Origin of the sequence: Variovorax saccharolyticus (genome assembly GCF_030316765.1) — a bacterium.
Lineage (GTDB): Bacteria > Pseudomonadota > Gammaproteobacteria > Burkholderiales > Burkholderiaceae_C > Variovorax > Variovorax saccharolyticus.
In genome coordinates this window covers 90260-104753 of record NZ_JASZYT010000008.1, presented here as the reverse complement: position 1 = coordinate 104753, position 14494 = coordinate 90260, and the positions used below count along the sequence as shown (strand labels likewise).

Genomic DNA, 14494 nt, shown 5'->3' with positions numbered 1-14494 from the left:
GCGGGAGCAGCCGATGAAAAATGGGCGACTACGTGTCCTTGCGGTCCTGGACTCCAACGAGAGCTTGCAAAGCGCCGCCTTGAGACTTCTGGAAGGCAGCATCTCTCCTACTGTCGAGTTCCAAGAGCATTGCCAACGGCTCATGCCTGAAGGCTTCACGCTGGATTTTCCTCCGGTCGTCGTTCCGATCGGAACCGGTGAGATCTTCGATGAAGCAGAAATCGAGAGAATCGACCTTAGACTCTTGATGCATCCCGAGACATCCAAGAAGTTTCTTGTTGCGGGCTCAATCGAGGTCGACGACGACGGCGAGATTCCGGAAGAATTTTTCGCTGATCCGCCAGTGCAGCCCCACCTCACCTGCGGGACCAGTCGATCGATTGGCAACAATGTCGATGTCCAGACAAGGCTCGACACGACGACGCTTCGCCTCAACGGGCTGGACGGAAGCGGGGTTGCGATAGCAATCGTCGACACCGGCATATATGCGCCACATCTTGAGAAAGCCCTGGGGTTCGCGTTCAGGAAGGATGGCGCCAACTCGTGGACCCCAAGCACTGTGGCCACGCCAGCGTTTTGGCACCGCCTTGGTCACGGCACGATGTCGGCTTACGACGCGGTCCTGGTTGCTCCCCAAGCCACGTTGCTTGATTACGCTGCTCTGCTTGGACGCGTCGATCACTCTGCTCAAGTCACGCTTGCGCCGATGATCGTCGCTTATTCGAAGCTCCTCTATTCTTGGAAGACGAGCGCGAATCCCAGCATTCGCGCGCCGGCGCTGGTCATTTCCAACAGTTGGGGCATCTACCATCCGTCGCTGGATTTTCCGGCCAATCACCCGGGACGATTCATTGACAATCCGAATCACCCGTTCCGTGGGCTGGTATGGATTCTTGCCCGCATCGCGCGCGCGGACGTCGTGTTCGCGGCCGGGAACTGCGGCGTCAACTGCCCTGCGCCCCCCTGTTTGCGCCGGACAGCAGGCGCGATCAACGGCGCCGCAGCTTACCCTGAGGTACTTACCGTCGGCGGTTGCGATACAAACTACGGACTCGTCGGCTACTCATCCAGGGGACCGGCCATTGCAGGAATGCCCAATCCACAGAAGCCGGATTTGGTTGCATACACACATTTTCTAGGGTCAACGGCAGCTGGGCGAAATCGACCCGACACAGGAACCTCGGCATCCTGTCCTGTCGCAGCTGGATCCATAGCGGCGATCCGGACGAGGCTACCGCCTTTGAATGCTTCCCCCGCAGTTCTCAACAATGCACTGCGGCAGTCTGCGCATCCGTTTCCTCCGGGTGGTTGGAACCCCAACTACGGACATGGCGTCATTCGACCAGTAGCGGCGGCACGCCTGCTCGGCCTCATTCCGTAGCAGGCAAATCTTCATCGGAGGCATAGTGGCCAAGCTCATTCGCCGCCGCACCTGCCTTCTTGCTGCGATCGTCTTCCTGTTGGCTCCGCCCTGCGCACTGGCGCAAGGCTACCCGACAAAGCCGATACGGATTGTGGTGCCGTTCGTGGCGGGTGGATCAATGGATCGGCTGGCGCGCATCCTGCAGACCCACATGCTCGAAAGTTGGGGGCAGCCGGTAGTCGTGGACAATCGACCTGGCGGCGGAACGGTGATCGGTACGGAGCTGGTTTCCAATGCTTCTCCAGACGGATATACGCTTCTGATGATCGCCAATAGCGCGGCGATCAATTCGACGCTCCGACCGAAGCTTCCATACGATCTTCTCAAGGATTTTTCACCCATCAGCCAACTAGCGCGGACCCCTCATCTGCTGGTAGTCCCGGCATCTCTCAAGGTCAACCGGTTGGACGAGTTGATTGCATTGGCTCGAGCCCGTCCCGGCAAGCTCAATTACGCGTCCATCGGTCCTGGCTCGATTCAACACTTGTCCGGCGAGATGTTCAAGGCACTCGCGGCCATAGATGTCGTTCACGTACCCTACGCGGGCACGGCTCCCGCTGTCATCGCGATGCTCTCAGGAGAGGTCAGCATGATGTTTGCCAATGTGGCGGATGTGCAGCAGCACGTCCAGACCGGGAGGATCAAGGCCCTCGCCATCGCCTCGAGCCGTCGACAAAGCAGCATGGAAGACATACCTACGTTCATCGAATCAGGTTTTTCCGGGTTCGAATCAAGTACCTGGTATGGAATGGTTGCTCCAAATGGCACTCCGACGGAGATCGTCTCGAAGGTCAATTCGGAGGTCCTTCGCATCATGCAGCTTCCCGATGTGCGCGAGACGCTGGCGACCGAGGGGATGCAGTCGCTGGGAACCATGCCCGACACATTCCGCTCCTTCCTCATTGAGGAAGTCGACAAATACGGCCGTATAGTGAAAGCGGCGAACTTGAAGGTCGACTGAAAAACAGCGCAGCTGGCGATCAGCCTCCTATGAGGGCAATTGGCGCCAGTTCCGCCTGCGCCATGATCCCCTGCAGGATCTCCGGCAGCTCGAACATCGCCCGGTTGCGCACCCTTTGCGTCGCCGACCGGTAGCGCTCCAGTTCCCCGGTCAGCGCATCGACCGCCTGCGCCACGCCGGCAAAGCTGCCGCACACCAGCCCGACGCCCTGCTCGCGCACCCACTGGGCGTTGTAGCGCTCCTGCGGCAGCGTCCAGCGGTTGCGCACCACGATCACCGGCAGCTGCATCTGCACCGCCTCGCTCAGGCTGCCCGGGCCGGGCTTGCCGATGAAGAAGTCGGCCAGCTGCATGTAGCGCGCGATGTCGGGCGTGAACTCCAGCACCAGCCGCGGCGCGGCCGCCGGCAGCGCACGCAGGGCCCGGGCCAGCGCCGCGTTGTGGCCGCAGGCAAGGATCAGCGGCGTCTCGGGCAGGCGCTTCGCGATCCCGAGCATCGCCTTGGAGCCCTGGCCGCCGAACAGCACGATGCCGGTCGGCCGCTGCGCATCGAGCCCCAGCCGCCGGCGCTCGACGGCGCGGTCGATCGGCGGCGCCTCATGGAACGCCGAGCGCATCAGCATGCCCGAGCTGGCGTGGATCCGATCGCCCGCATAGCCGGCCGAGCGGGCCTGCTGCACCGCCTTCGGCGAGCCGCACACCAGGTGCTGGTCCAGGCCCTCCTCGATCCAGAAATGGGGCGGGTGGTCGGCCAGGTCGGTCAGCACGGTCACGTAGGGAACGCCCGGCAGGGTCGAGGCCAGCGACTCGCACAGCGCGCGGTTGAAGTTCGGGATCAGCGACACCACCATGTCGGGCTCGGTCGCCAGCCAATGCTGCTGCAGCGACCGCACCAGCGCCGAGTGGCTCCATCGGATCATGCCCTGTAGCAGCTTCAGTTCCTGCGCCAGGCCCAGCGTCCAGCCGCGCGCGAGCCGCTTGTTGTAGACGTCCTCGGGGTCCATGCCGGTCAGCCTGCGGAAGCTGTCCTTCGGGTCGAGCACCTCGCGCAGGTTGACCCGCCGAACGGTCCACGGCAGGCCGGCGCGCAGGATCGCCGCTTCCAGCGCCAGCGCCGAAGCACGGTGGCCGCCGCCGGCGTTGAAGTAGACGAGGTCGACGGTCCGCGTGCCGGAGGTCCCGCTCATGCGTGCACCGGCGCACGCCGCGCGGCCGCCGTCGTTGCGCCGGACCGGGCCGGCAGCTGACCGGCCCAATGGAGGATCTCGAGCCTGCCGTCGGCATGCTCGGCCAGCGCCGTGAGGCTCTCGACCCAGTCGCCGTCGTTGGCGTAGAGGATGCCGTCGATGTCCCTCAGCTCGGCGTGATGGATGTGGCCGCAGACCACGCCCTGCACGCCGCGCCGGCGGGCCTCGCGGGCCACCGCGCTCTCGAAGTCGCCGACATAGCTGACCGCGCGCTTGACCTTGAGCTTGAGGTACTTGGACAGCGACCAGTACGGCAGCCCCATGCGCGCGCGCAGCGAGTTCAGATGCCGGTTCAGCTTGAGCGTGAACTCGTAGAGCGAGTCGCCCACATGCGCCAGCCACTTGGCGCACTGGATCACGCCGTCGAACAGGTCGCCGTGCATGACCCACAGCTTGCGGCCGTCGGCGGTCTCGTGGATCCACTCCTCGGCGACGTCGATGCCGCCGAAGTTGTGCTGCAGGTACTTGCGCGCGAACTCGTCGTGATTGCCGGGGATGAAGATCACGCGCGTGCCCTTGCGCGCCTTGCGCAGCAGCTTCTGGATCACGTCGTTGTGCGCCTGCGGCCAGTACCAGTGGCGGCGCAGTTGCCAGCCGTCGATGATGTCGCCGACCAGGAACAGCGTCTCGCACTCGGTGTGCTTCAGGAAGTCCAGCAGCGCCCGCGCCTGGCAGCCCGGCGTGCCGAGGTGCAGGTCGGAGATCCAGAGCGTGCGGTAGATCTGTGGCGGCCGGCTGACTTCGTCATCCGCCGGACCGCTGGTGTCGCGCCATGCGCGAAGGAAGGCGTCGTCGCGTTGCATGGAAGGGCACGATCGCAGTGCCGCGTGACGCGCCTGCGGCGCCGCGGTGACAGCCTGGTGACAGGGGAAGCCTGGGGGTGTTGCAGCCTCGTTGCAGCCGAAAATCCCGGCCATGCGACCTGGCCAGATCATCGTCCTCGCGACCCCCGTCTTCTTCCTGCTCATCGGCATCGAGTTCTGGGTCGGCCGTCGGCGCGCGCAGCGCGGCAGCGGCCAGGACACCTACCGCCTGCCCGACACGCTCAACAGCATCGGCCTCGGCATGCTGAGCCAGATCAGCGCCGCCCTCACCGGGCTGCTGCGCATCGGCATCTACGCCGCGGTCTGGTCGGCCTTCGCGCTGTTCCCCGACACCGACTTCTGGACCCGCTGGTACGGCTGGCTGCTGGCGCTGGTCTTCTACGACTTCTGCTACTACTGGCTGCACCGCTTCGGTCACCAGAGCGCGCTGCTGTGGGCAGCGCACGTGGTGCACCACCAGAGCCAGCACTACAACCTGTCGACCGCGTTGCGCCAGACCTCCAGCGGCGTGCTCTTCGGCTGGATCTTCTACCTGCCGATGGCGATCGCGGGCGTACCGCCGCTGGTCTTCGGCGTGGTCGCGCTGGTCGACCTGCTCTATCAGTTCTGGGTCCACACCGAGCAGGTCGGCAAGCTCGGCTGGTTCGACCGCTGGTTCTGCTCGCCCTCGAACCATCGGGTCCACCATGCGGTCAACGACCGCTACATCGACCGCAACTACGGCGGCGTGCTGATCGTCTGGGACCGCCTGTTCGGCACCTTCAAGGAAGAAGACGAGCGCTGCGTCTACGGCACCCGCAGACCGCTGCAGAGCTGGGACCCGGTGTGGGCCAATGCCGAGGTCTACGCGTCACTGGTGCGCGACAGCTGGCGCACCCGGCGCTGGAGCGACAAGCTGCGGCTCTGGTTCAAGCCGCCGGGCTGGCAGCCGGCCGACCTGGCGGCCAGCGATCCGAAACCGGCCTTCGACATCCGCCAGGTGCGGCGCTACGAACCGCCGGCCCCGGGCCGCGTGCAGGCCTTCGCGGCGCTGCAGTTCGCCCTGCTGCTGGGCGGCGCCACCGCCTTCCTGTGGTTCTCGGACACGCTCGCCCTCGGTACCTCGCTGGTCTGGCTCAGCGCGCTGACCGCCGGGCTCTGGGCCACCGGCGCGGTGCTGCAGGGCCGGATGCCGGTGATCGGCGTGCTCTTCGTCGATGCCGCGGCGCTGGCGACCGCGAGCGGAGCGCTCGGCATTCCGGAGCTGCACCTGGTCACCAAGCCGCTGGCGCTCGGGGTCCTGATCGTCTTCGCATCGATGCGTGCGCGCGACGACGCCATGCCGCGCCGCTTCGCCCTGCTGCTGCTGGCCGGCCTCGCGGCATCGCTGGCCGGCGACGTGCTGCTGATGTGGCCGAAGCTCTTCGTCCCCGGCCTGATCGCCTTCCTGCTCGCGCACCTGGCCTACATCACGCTGTTCGCCGACGGCGCGGGCCTGTTCCCGCGCCGCGGTGCGCTGGCCGCCACGTTGGCGGTCGGCGTCCTGATGTACGGCTTCCTGTGGTGGGGCGGGCTGCCCGCCGGCCTGCGGATACCGGTCGGGATCTACGTGGTGGTGATCGCTTGCATGGCGGCCCAGGCGCTCGGGCGCGCGGCCGTGCTGGGCGATGCCGGCGCCCGGCAGGTCGCGCTCGGCGCCTGCCTTTTCATGGTCAGCGACGCGCTGCTGGCGACCAACCGCTTCGTGCAGCCGCTGCCGGTGGCATCGCTTTGGGTGCTGGCCAGCTACTACGCGGCGCAGTGGCTGATCGCGTCGCGGGTGCGGCCGGCGGCTACGATCTCGCGCTGATGCCCCGCTCCCGCCCCGCCGCCTCCCGACCCTTGATCGACTTCGAAGCGCCCTCGCACGAGGTCGCACCGCGGCTCATCGGCGTCACGCTGCTGGTCGACGGCGTCGGCGGCCGGATCGTCGAGACCGAGGCCTACGACCGCGAGGAGCCGGCCTCGCACACCTTCGGCGGCCAGACGCCGCGCAACGCCGTGATGTTCGGCCCGGCGGGGCACGCCTACGTGTACCGCTCCTACGGCATCCACTGGTGCCTGAATTTCGTCTGCCGCGAAGCCGGGCACGGCGCCGGCGTGCTGATTCGCGCCATCGAACCGACGCACGGACTCGATCGCATGCGCCGGCGGCGCGGACTCGACGACCCGCGCCTGCTGTGCGCCGGCCCCGGCCGCGTCGGCCAGGCGCTGGCCATCGATGCCGGCTTCAATGGCATGGCGCTCGATGCGCCGCCCTTCGAGCTGGTCGCGGCGGCCGAGGGGCATCCGCCGCTGGTGGTCGACGTCGGCCCGCGCATCGGGATCTCGAAGGCGGTCGAGCTGCCCTGGCGCTTCGGCGAGAAGGGTTCGCGCTACCTGAGCAAGCCGTTCCGGCGCTGAGCCGGTCGCCGTGGCGCCGGCAGGCATTCAGCTCCCGAACATGTCCCCATCCCGCTGCGGCGGCGCCACGCCGAGGTGGCGGTACGCCGCCAGCGTGGCAATGCGCCCCCGCGGCGTGCGCTGCAGGTAGCCCTGCTGGATCAGGTAGGGCTCGATCACGTCCTCGATCGTGCCCGACTCCTCGCCGATGCTGGCGGCGATGTTGTCGAGCCCGACCGGCCCGCCGTCGAAACGATGGATCACGGCCTCGAGCAGCTTGCGGTCCATCAGGTCGAAGCCCTGCGGGTCGACGTCGAGCATCGCCAGCGCCTTGTGCGCCACGTCGATGGTGATGCGGCCGTCGCTCTTGACCTGCGCGTAGTCGCGCACCCGGCGCAGCAGCCGGTTGGCGATGCGCGGCGTGCCGCGCGAGCGGCGCGCGATCTCCAGGCCGCCCTCGTCGTCCGTCGGCACGCCCAGCAGGCCGGCGCTGCGCCGCACGATGCGCGCGAGCTCTTCCGCCGTATAGAACTCCAGCCGCGCCACGATGCCGAAGCGGTCGCGCAGCGGATTGGTCAGCATGCCGGCGCGCGTGGTGGCGCCGACCAGGGTGAAGGGCTGCAGGTCGAGCTTGATGCTGCGCGCGGCCGGGCCCTCGCCGATCATGATGTCGATCTGGTAGTCCTCCAGCGCCGGGTAGAGGATCTCCTCGACCACCGGCGACAGGCGATGGATCTCGTCGATGAAGAGCACGTCGTTGCGCTCGAGGTTGGTCAGCAGCGCCGCCAGGTCCTTCGGCTTCTCGAGCACCGGGCCCGAGGTCTGGCGCAGGTTGACGCCGAGCTCGGCCGCGATGATGTGCGACAGCGTGGTCTTGCCGAGGCCGGGCGGGCCGAATAGCAGCACGTGGTCGAGCGCCTCGGCGCGATGGCGCGCCGCGCCGATGAAGATCTCGAGCTGCTCGCGCACCTTGGCCTGGCCGACGTATTCGTCGAGCAGCTTGGGCCGCAGCGCGCGCTCGATCGCCTCCTCGTTCGGCGAGGCGGGTGCGGCCGACACCACGCGTTGCGGGGCCGGGGCGAAGTCGTCGGTCTGGATGGTCATGGGGGCGATAGGCTGAAGGAACAGTTTAGTCGGCCGAACGGCCGCTCCAGGCCCCGCCAGGGTGCGCCGAAAGGGACTGCTCGTGCAGAATGCGCCCCCAGGAGGGTCCCCCTGCGTGTCGATCTATGAGTTGAAACCACGGTTTCAGGCCTTGCTGCGGCCGCTGGTCGGGCGCCTGCACGCCGCCGGCGTGACCGCCAACCAGGTCACGATCGCCGCCTGCGTCCTGTCGGTCGCGCTCGGGCTCTGGCTCTTCTTCGCCTCGCCCCCGGCCTCGGCCCTGGCGCTGGTTCCGCTCTGGATGCTGCTGCGCATGGCATTCAACGCCATCGACGGCATGCTGGCCCGCGAGCATGGCCAGCAAAGCGCGCTCGGCGCCTTTCTCAACGAGCTGACCGACGTGATCTCCGACGCGGCGCTCTATCTTCCGTTCGCCCTGGTCGCACCCTTCAGCCCGTTCTGGGTCGGCACCGTGATCGTGCTGGCCGGGCTCAGCGAGTTCGCCGGCGCGCTCGGGCCGACCGTCGGCGCCACGCGGCGCTATGACGGCCCGCTGGGCAAGAGCGACCGGGCCTTCGTCTTCGGCGCGCTCGGCCTCTACGTCGCGCTCGGCCTGCCGCTGCCCGGCTGGGCCTCCTGGCTCATGCCGCTGCTCGCCGCCGGCGTGGCATGGACCATCGGCAACCGCATCCGACGCGCCCTGGCCGAAGCCGGCGCGCTCCCCAGCGCCTGATCCAGGAATCCGAATGACCGACCCGCGCGTGCCCCGAGAAGAACAATTCAGCACCCACGACGGCATCTCGCTGTTCTACCGCCACTGGCCCGCCACCGGCGCCAGGCGGCGCGGTGCCATCGTGCTGTTCCACCGGGGCCACGAGCACGGCGCCCGGATGGCGCACCTGGTCGACGAACTGGGCCTGCCGGACTTCGACTTCTTCGCCTGGGACGCGCGCGGCCACGGCAGGTCGCCCGGCCAGCGCGGCTACAGCCCGAGCTTCGCGAGCTCGGTGCGCGACGTGCAGACCTTCGTCGAGCACATCGGCAGCGCCCACGGCGTGGCGGCAGCGGACATCCACGTCATCGCGCAGAGCGTGGGCGCCGTGCTGGTCGCGACCTGGGCACACGACTACGCGCCCCGGGTGCGAGGGCTCACGCTGGCGTCGCCGGCCTTCAAGGTCAAGCTCTACGTGCCCTTCGCGCGCGCAGGCCTGGGCCTGATGCACAAGCTGCGCGGCCTGTTCTTCGTCAACAGCTACGTGAAGGCGAAGTTCCTCACGCACGACCCGGAACGCATCGCCAGCTACGAGAGCGATCCGCTGATCTCGCGGCCGATCGCCGTGAACATCCTGCTGGGCCTCTACGAGGCGGCCGACCGCGTGGTGGCGGACGCCAACGCGATCACGCTGCCGGTGCAGCTGCTGATCTCCGGCGCCGACTGGGTGGTGCATCACCAGCCGCAGCACACCTTCTTCGAGCGCCTCGGAAGTGCGGTGAAGACGAAGATGGAACTGCCCGGCTTCTTCCACGACACGCTGGGCGAAAAGGACCGCGCGCCCGCCGTGCGCGCGATCCGCGACTTCGTCCTGCAGCTGTTCGACGCCCCGCCGGCGCCGGTGGATCTGCGCTCGGCCCACCTCCGCGGCGACACGGCGGACGAGTCGCGGGCGCTGGCCCGTCCCCTGTCCCCGCTGTCGCCGCGCGGCGCCTACTGGGCCTTCACGCGCGCCTCCCTGCGCTTCGGCGGGATGCTGTCGCGGGGCGTGAAGCTGGGACACGACACCGGATTCGATTCCGGCAGCACGCTCGACTACGTCTATCGCAACCAGGCCGCGGGCGCGGGGCCGCTCGGCCGGTCGATCGATCGCACCTATCTCGATTCGATCGGCTGGCGCGGCATCCGGCAGCGCAAGCTCCACGTCGAGGAACTGCTGCGCGCCGCGATGGAGCTGCTGGCGCGCAAGCAGAGCGAGGTGCGCGTGATGGACATCGCCGCCGGCCACGGCCGCTATGTGCTCGACGCCGTGTCGGCCAGCCCGGTCAAGGCCGATGCAATCCTGCTGCGCGACTACAGCGACATCAACGTGCGCGACGGCCGCGCCCTGATCGCCGCGAAGGGGCTGGACGGCGTCGCGCAGTTCGTTCAGGCCGATGCCTTCGACCGCGACGGTCTCGCCGGCGTGCGGCCGCGGCCCACGCTGGCCGTGGTGTCGGGTCTCTACGAGCTGTTTCCCGACAATGATCTGGTGGCCCGTTCGCTGGCCGGCGTCGGCGACGCAGTCGAAGAGGGCGGCTACCTGGTCTACACCGGGCAGCCCTGGCACCCTCAGCTCGAGATGATCGCCCGTGCGCTCACCAGCCATCGGCAGGGCGAGGCCTGGGTGATGCGGCGCCGCACACAGGCCGAGATGGACCAGCTGGTCGCCCAGGCGGGCTTTCGCAAGATCGCCCAGCGGATCGACGAGTGGGGCATCTTCACGGTGTCGCTGGCCGAGCGCGCAGCCCCATGAAGCCGGGCACCAGGCCACGGCCCTGGCGCCGCGCCGCCGCGTGGCTGGCGCTGCTCGGCCCGCTCTTCTACATCAGCTACGGCTTCGCCAACTGGTGGGCCTCGACCCGCGCACAGGTGCCGGCGCTGGTGTTCGACTGGGAGCGCGCCACGCCCTTCTGGCCCTGGACGATCTTTCCGTACTGGACCATCAACGCCTTCTACGCGCTCTCGCTCTTCCTCGCGAAGGACCGCCACACGCTGGACCGGCATGCGGCGCGGCTGCTCACCGCGCAGGCCGTCGCAGTCGCCTGCTTCGTGCTCTGGCCCCTGCATTTCAGCTTCGGGCAGCCGGCCGTGGAAGGCGCGCCGGCGCTGCTGTTCAACGCCCTGCGCGGTTTCGACCAGCCCTTCAACCAGGCGCCCTCGCTGCATATCGCGCTGGCCGTGATCCTGTGGGACTGGTACCGCCGCCTGATCCACGCCCGCTGGGCCCGCGCCGTGCTGCACCTGTGGACCTTCGCGATCTGCGCCTCGGTGCTGACGACCTGGCAGCACCACTTCATCGACATCCCGACCGGCGCGCTGCTGGGCCTGCTCTGCGTCTGGCTGTGGCCGCTCGAACGGGTCGTCGCGCTGCCGCGCGCGTGGCGGCTGGCGCGCGATCCGCAACGCTGGAAGCTCGCGGGGCTCTACGCCGCGGGCGCCGTGCTGTGCCTGGCCATCGCGCTGCTGATGCAGGGCAACGCGCTGTGGCTGGGCTGGGCCGCGTTGTCGCTGGTGCTGGTGGCGCTCAACTACGCGGGCCTGGGTCCGCGCGGCTTCTGCATGGACCGGCACGGCCGCATGCACTGGTCGGCCCGCTGGCTGTTCGCGCCCTACCGGCTCGGTGCCGCCCTGAACGCCTGGTTCTGGACCCGCGGGCTGCCGGCATCGACCGAAGTGGCCCCCGGCTTGCGCCTGGGCCGCCGGCCGACCCTCGCCGAATGGCGCGCGGCCGGCGAGCCGCGCCTGGTCAGCCTCTGCGCCGAGCTCCAGCTGCCGAAAGTGCCGCATGCGCGCTGCGTGCCGATGCTGGACCTGGCACTGCCCTCCGCGCCGCGCCTGCGCAGGGCCGTCGCCGTGATCGAGGGGCAACGCCGCGCCGGCCAGGCGGTGTGGGTCTGCTGCGCTCTCGGCTTCTCGCGCAGCGCCGCCTCGGCGATCGGCTGGCTGGGGCTGCACGGCGCCGAGGGCAGCATCGCCGGGGCGCTCGACGCGGTGCGCCGGGCCCGGCCCCAGATCGTGCTGCGCTCCGGCTGGATGGCCCTGCTCGAGCAACTGCCCGCCGCCGGAGCTGTCCGCCATGAATGACAGCGACCGCGCGCTCTGCGTCGCCACCGCGGGCCTGCTGCGCGCGAGCGGCGCCATCGCCGGGTGGGGACTCGCGCTCTCGCTGATCGCCGGGCTGGTGCTGGCCTTGACCGGGCGCTCGCTGCCCACCGCGTCCTGGGCCGCCTTTGCCGCCGTGGGCCTGATCGGCCTGCCCGAGCGCTACCTCTCGCTGCGCGTGTACCTCGACGCCAGGCTGTTCGAGGCGCTGGCGCGGGGCACGATCGCCAACCTGACCGCCCTCGACGGCGCGCTCGAGACGCTGGGCCTGCGGCGCGCGGCGGAGGCCGTCCGCCCGCTCGCCGAGCGCGTGCTCGGAACCCGGCAACTGGTGCAGCGCCACGGCCTCCTGGTGGCCGCCCAGACCGTCGTCTTCATCCTGGCGCTGGTCCTGCAGGACTAGCACCCCGAGGAGTTCCCAATGCGCACTTCCCCACCCCGGTGGCCGCGCCAGCTTGGCGCCATCGCATCGGCCTGGCTGATCGTGGTCTTCGCCAGGCTCCTGACCGGCGTCCGCGCCATCTGGGCCGGCAGCACGCCGATGGCCGAGCAGACCCTCTACTTCGCGAACCACACGAGCCACGGCGACTTCGTGCTGCTGTGGGCCACGCTGCCCCCGGACCTGCGGGCCCTCACGCGGCCGGTGGCGGGACAGGACTACTGGGAGGCCTCGGCTCTGCGCCGCTTCATCGGCCAGGACGTCTTCAACGCCCTCATGATCCGCAGGGACGGCGGCAGCGCGGGCGCAAGCACCGCCAACCCGGTCGAGCAGATGACCGAGGCGCTGCGTTCGGGCGACTCGCTGATCATGTTTCCCGAAGGCACCCGCAACATCGGCGACGAGACCCTGCTGCCGCTCAAGAGCGGCCTCTACCACCTGGCCCGCGCCTTCCCGCAGGTTCGGCTGGTGCCGGTGTGGATCGAGAACCTCAAGCGGGTGCTGCCCAAGGGCACGCTGGTGCCCATCCCGCTGGCCTGCTCGGTGCGCTACGGCGCGCCGCTTCGCCTGGCGGACGGCGAAGACAAGGCCACCTTCATCGCCCGGGCGCGCGCCGCCATGCTCGAGCTGCGGCCCGAATACGACAAAGCGGAAGACCCGGCACCATGAGCTTCTCGGCCTCTTCCCAGACCACATTGATGCTGTTCGGCGGCGTCGCCGCCGTGCTGCTGCTGGCGTCGGCCATCGGGGCGCTGCTCAAGTGGCAGGTCGCGCACGGCGAGCCGCACGCGGTGATCGACAACCTGAATTCGCGCGTCAACGCCTGGTGGGTGATGGTCGCCGTGATCGGACTCGCCTTCGCCTTCGGCAAGGGCGGCGTGATCGTGCTGTTCGGCCTGATCTCGTTCTATGCGCTGCGCGAGTTCATGAGCCTGGCCTACACGCGGCGCGGCGACCACCATGCGATCGCGGTCGCCTTCTTCATCGTGCTGCCGGTGCAGTACTTCCTGATCTGGATCGACTGGTACGGGCTCTACGCGATCTTCATCCCGGTCTACGCCTTTCTGGTGCTGCCGATCCTCGCGGCCGTCGGCGGCGACACCAAGCGCTTCCTGGAGCGCACGTCGAAGGTGCAATGGGGCCTGATGGTCTGCGTGTTCTGCATCAGCCACGTGCCAGCGCTGCTCACGCTGCAGATTCCCGGCTTCGAGGGACGCAACCTGCTGCTGATCGCCTTCCTCGTGATCGTGGTCCAGGGCAGCGACGTGCTGCAGTACGTCTGGGGCAAGCTGTTCGGCAGGCGCAAGGTGGCGCCCGAGCTTTCGCCGTCCAAGACCTGGGAGGGCCTGGTCGGGGGCGTGCTCAGCGCCACGGCACTGGGCGCCGCGCTCTACTGGGCCACGCCCTTCACGCCCTGGCAGGCCGCCCTGATGGCGCTCACCGTGTGCGTCATGGGCTTCTTCGGCGGCCTCGTGATGTCCGCCATCAAGCGCGACCGCGGCGTGAAAGACTGGGGCACCATGATCGAAGGCCACGGCGGCATGCTCGACCGGCTCGACTCCGTGGTCTTCGCCGCGCCGGTGTACTTTCACGCGCTGCGCTACTGGTGGGTGCCCTGAAGGCGGCCGCAGCGCGGCGGCAGGCCCCGCCTACTTCGCCAGCGCCCGCAGCGCCAGCTTGATCCCCTCGCCCACCGCCACGTCCTTCGGCAGCGCCTTGAGCGAGGCCGCGGCCTCCTTGTCGCTGTAGCCCAGCGCGACCAGCGCCTGCAGGATGTCGGCCTGCGCGTCGGTCGCCGCGTGCGCGGGCAACGCGATGTCGGCGCCGAGCTTGCCCTTGAGCTCGAGCAGCAGCCGCTCGGCGGTCTTCTTGCCGATGCCCGGGATCTTCACCAGCCGGCCGGCCTCCTGCAAGGTGATCGCCTGCGCCAGTTCGCCCACGCTCAGGCCGCTCAGCACGCCCAGCGCCATGCGGGGCCCGATGCCCGAGATCTTGATCAGCATGCGGAATGCCGCGCGCTCCTGCGCGGTGGCGAAGCCGTAGAGCACCTGCGCGTCCTCGCGCACCACGAAGTGCGTCAGCAGGGAAACCCGCTCGCCGGCGGGCGGCAGGTTGTAGAAGGTGCTCATCGGCACATCGACCTCGTAACCGACCCCGTTGCAGTCCACCACCACCTGCGGCGGATTGCGTTCGGCCAGGATGCCGGTGAGTTTGCCTATCATGGGTGCCCTTCTCGCTTTT

Annotated in this window: 14 protein-coding genes; 10 read left to right on the top strand and 4 right to left on the bottom strand. The window is 68.8% G+C overall.

Features of this window, described 5'->3' with window-relative positions; genetic code table 11:
* Positions 1 to 13: 13 nt before the first annotated feature.
* Positions 14 to 1381: a S8 family peptidase gene (locus tag QTI45_RS23235; protein WP_286656009.1), complete on the top strand. Its 1368-nt coding sequence runs from the start codon at positions 14 to 16 to the stop codon at positions 1379 to 1381.
* Positions 1382 to 1406: 25 nt separating this feature from the next.
* Positions 1407 to 2384 carry a Bug family tripartite tricarboxylate transporter substrate binding protein gene (locus QTI45_RS23230; protein ID WP_286370079.1) on the top strand — a complete coding sequence of 326 codons (978 nt, stop codon included), beginning with the start codon at positions 1407 to 1409 and terminating at the stop codon, positions 2382 to 2384.
* A gap of 19 nt (positions 2385 to 2403) precedes the next feature.
* On the opposite strand, the gene QTI45_RS23225 is transcribed toward QTI45_RS23230, so the two are convergent.
* A complete protein-coding gene (locus QTI45_RS23225) occupies positions 2404 to 3570 on the bottom strand; it encodes a glycosyltransferase (protein ID WP_286370080.1) in 1167 nt (388 codons plus the stop codon).
* Positions 3567 to 4433, bottom strand: coding sequence for a UDP-2,3-diacylglucosamine diphosphatase (locus QTI45_RS23220; protein ID WP_286370081.1), 867 nt, complete (start codon positions 4431 to 4433; stop codon positions 3567 to 3569). The genes QTI45_RS23225 and QTI45_RS23220 overlap by 4 nt, the downstream gene beginning before the upstream one ends.
* A 112-nt stretch (positions 4434 to 4545) precedes the next feature.
* Here QTI45_RS23220 and QTI45_RS23215 point away from each other — a divergent pair, with 112 nt between their 5' ends.
* A complete protein-coding gene (locus QTI45_RS23215) occupies positions 4546 to 6282 on the top strand; it encodes a lysoplasmalogenase family protein (RefSeq protein ID WP_286370082.1) in 1737 nt (578 codons plus the stop codon).
* Positions 6282 to 6875: a DNA-3-methyladenine glycosylase gene (locus QTI45_RS23210; protein WP_286370083.1), complete on the top strand. Its 594-nt coding sequence runs from the start codon at positions 6282 to 6284 to the stop codon at positions 6873 to 6875. The genes QTI45_RS23215 and QTI45_RS23210 overlap by 1 nt, the downstream gene beginning before the upstream one ends.
* 27 nt (positions 6876 to 6902) lie before the next feature.
* Here QTI45_RS23210 and ruvB read toward each other — a convergent pair whose 3' ends face one another.
* Positions 6903 to 7958, bottom strand: coding sequence for a Holliday junction branch migration DNA helicase RuvB (gene ruvB / locus QTI45_RS23205; RefSeq protein ID WP_286370084.1), 1056 nt, complete (start codon positions 7956 to 7958; stop codon positions 6903 to 6905).
* Positions 7959 to 8073: 115 nt separating this feature from the next.
* Here ruvB and QTI45_RS23200 point away from each other — a divergent pair, with 115 nt between their 5' ends.
* Genes QTI45_RS23200 through QTI45_RS23175 form a run of 6 tightly spaced genes read left to right on the top strand, consistent with a single transcriptional unit; the run spans position 8074 to position 13872 of the window.
* Entirely contained in the window at positions 8074 to 8691 is a 618-nt protein-coding gene (locus tag QTI45_RS23200) for a CDP-alcohol phosphatidyltransferase family protein (RefSeq protein WP_286370085.1), read from the top strand.
* A gap of 13 nt (positions 8692 to 8704) precedes the next feature.
* Positions 8705 to 10465: a bifunctional alpha/beta hydrolase/class I SAM-dependent methyltransferase gene (locus QTI45_RS23195; RefSeq protein ID WP_286370086.1), complete on the top strand. Its 1761-nt coding sequence runs from the start codon at positions 8705 to 8707 to the stop codon at positions 10463 to 10465.
* Positions 10462 to 11796: a phosphatase PAP2/dual specificity phosphatase family protein gene (locus QTI45_RS23190; protein ID WP_286656008.1), complete on the top strand. Its 1335-nt coding sequence runs from the start codon at positions 10462 to 10464 to the stop codon at positions 11794 to 11796. The genes QTI45_RS23195 and QTI45_RS23190 overlap by 4 nt, the downstream gene beginning before the upstream one ends.
* Positions 11789 to 12217 (top strand): hypothetical protein, encoded by a 429-nt coding sequence (locus tag QTI45_RS23185; RefSeq protein WP_286370088.1) that lies wholly within the window; start codon positions 11789 to 11791, stop codon positions 12215 to 12217. The genes QTI45_RS23190 and QTI45_RS23185 overlap by 8 nt, the downstream gene beginning before the upstream one ends.
* Positions 12218 to 12235: 18 nt before the next feature.
* The gene (locus QTI45_RS23180) at positions 12236 to 12922 is read left to right on the top strand and encodes a lysophospholipid acyltransferase family protein (protein WP_286370089.1); all 687 of its coding nucleotides are present in this window, start codon (positions 12236 to 12238) and stop codon (positions 12920 to 12922) included.
* Positions 12919 to 13872: a phosphatidate cytidylyltransferase gene (locus QTI45_RS23175; RefSeq protein ID WP_286370090.1), complete on the top strand. Its 954-nt coding sequence runs from the start codon at positions 12919 to 12921 to the stop codon at positions 13870 to 13872. Before QTI45_RS23180 ends, QTI45_RS23175 begins: the two co-directional genes overlap by 4 nt.
* A gap of 30 nt (positions 13873 to 13902) precedes the next feature.
* On the opposite strand, the gene ruvA is transcribed toward QTI45_RS23175, so the two are convergent.
* Positions 13903 to 14475, bottom strand: a complete 573-nt coding sequence (gene ruvA / locus QTI45_RS23170; protein WP_286370091.1) for a Holliday junction branch migration protein RuvA — start codon at positions 14473 to 14475, stop codon at positions 13903 to 13905.
* Positions 14476 to 14494 lie beyond the last annotated feature (19 nt).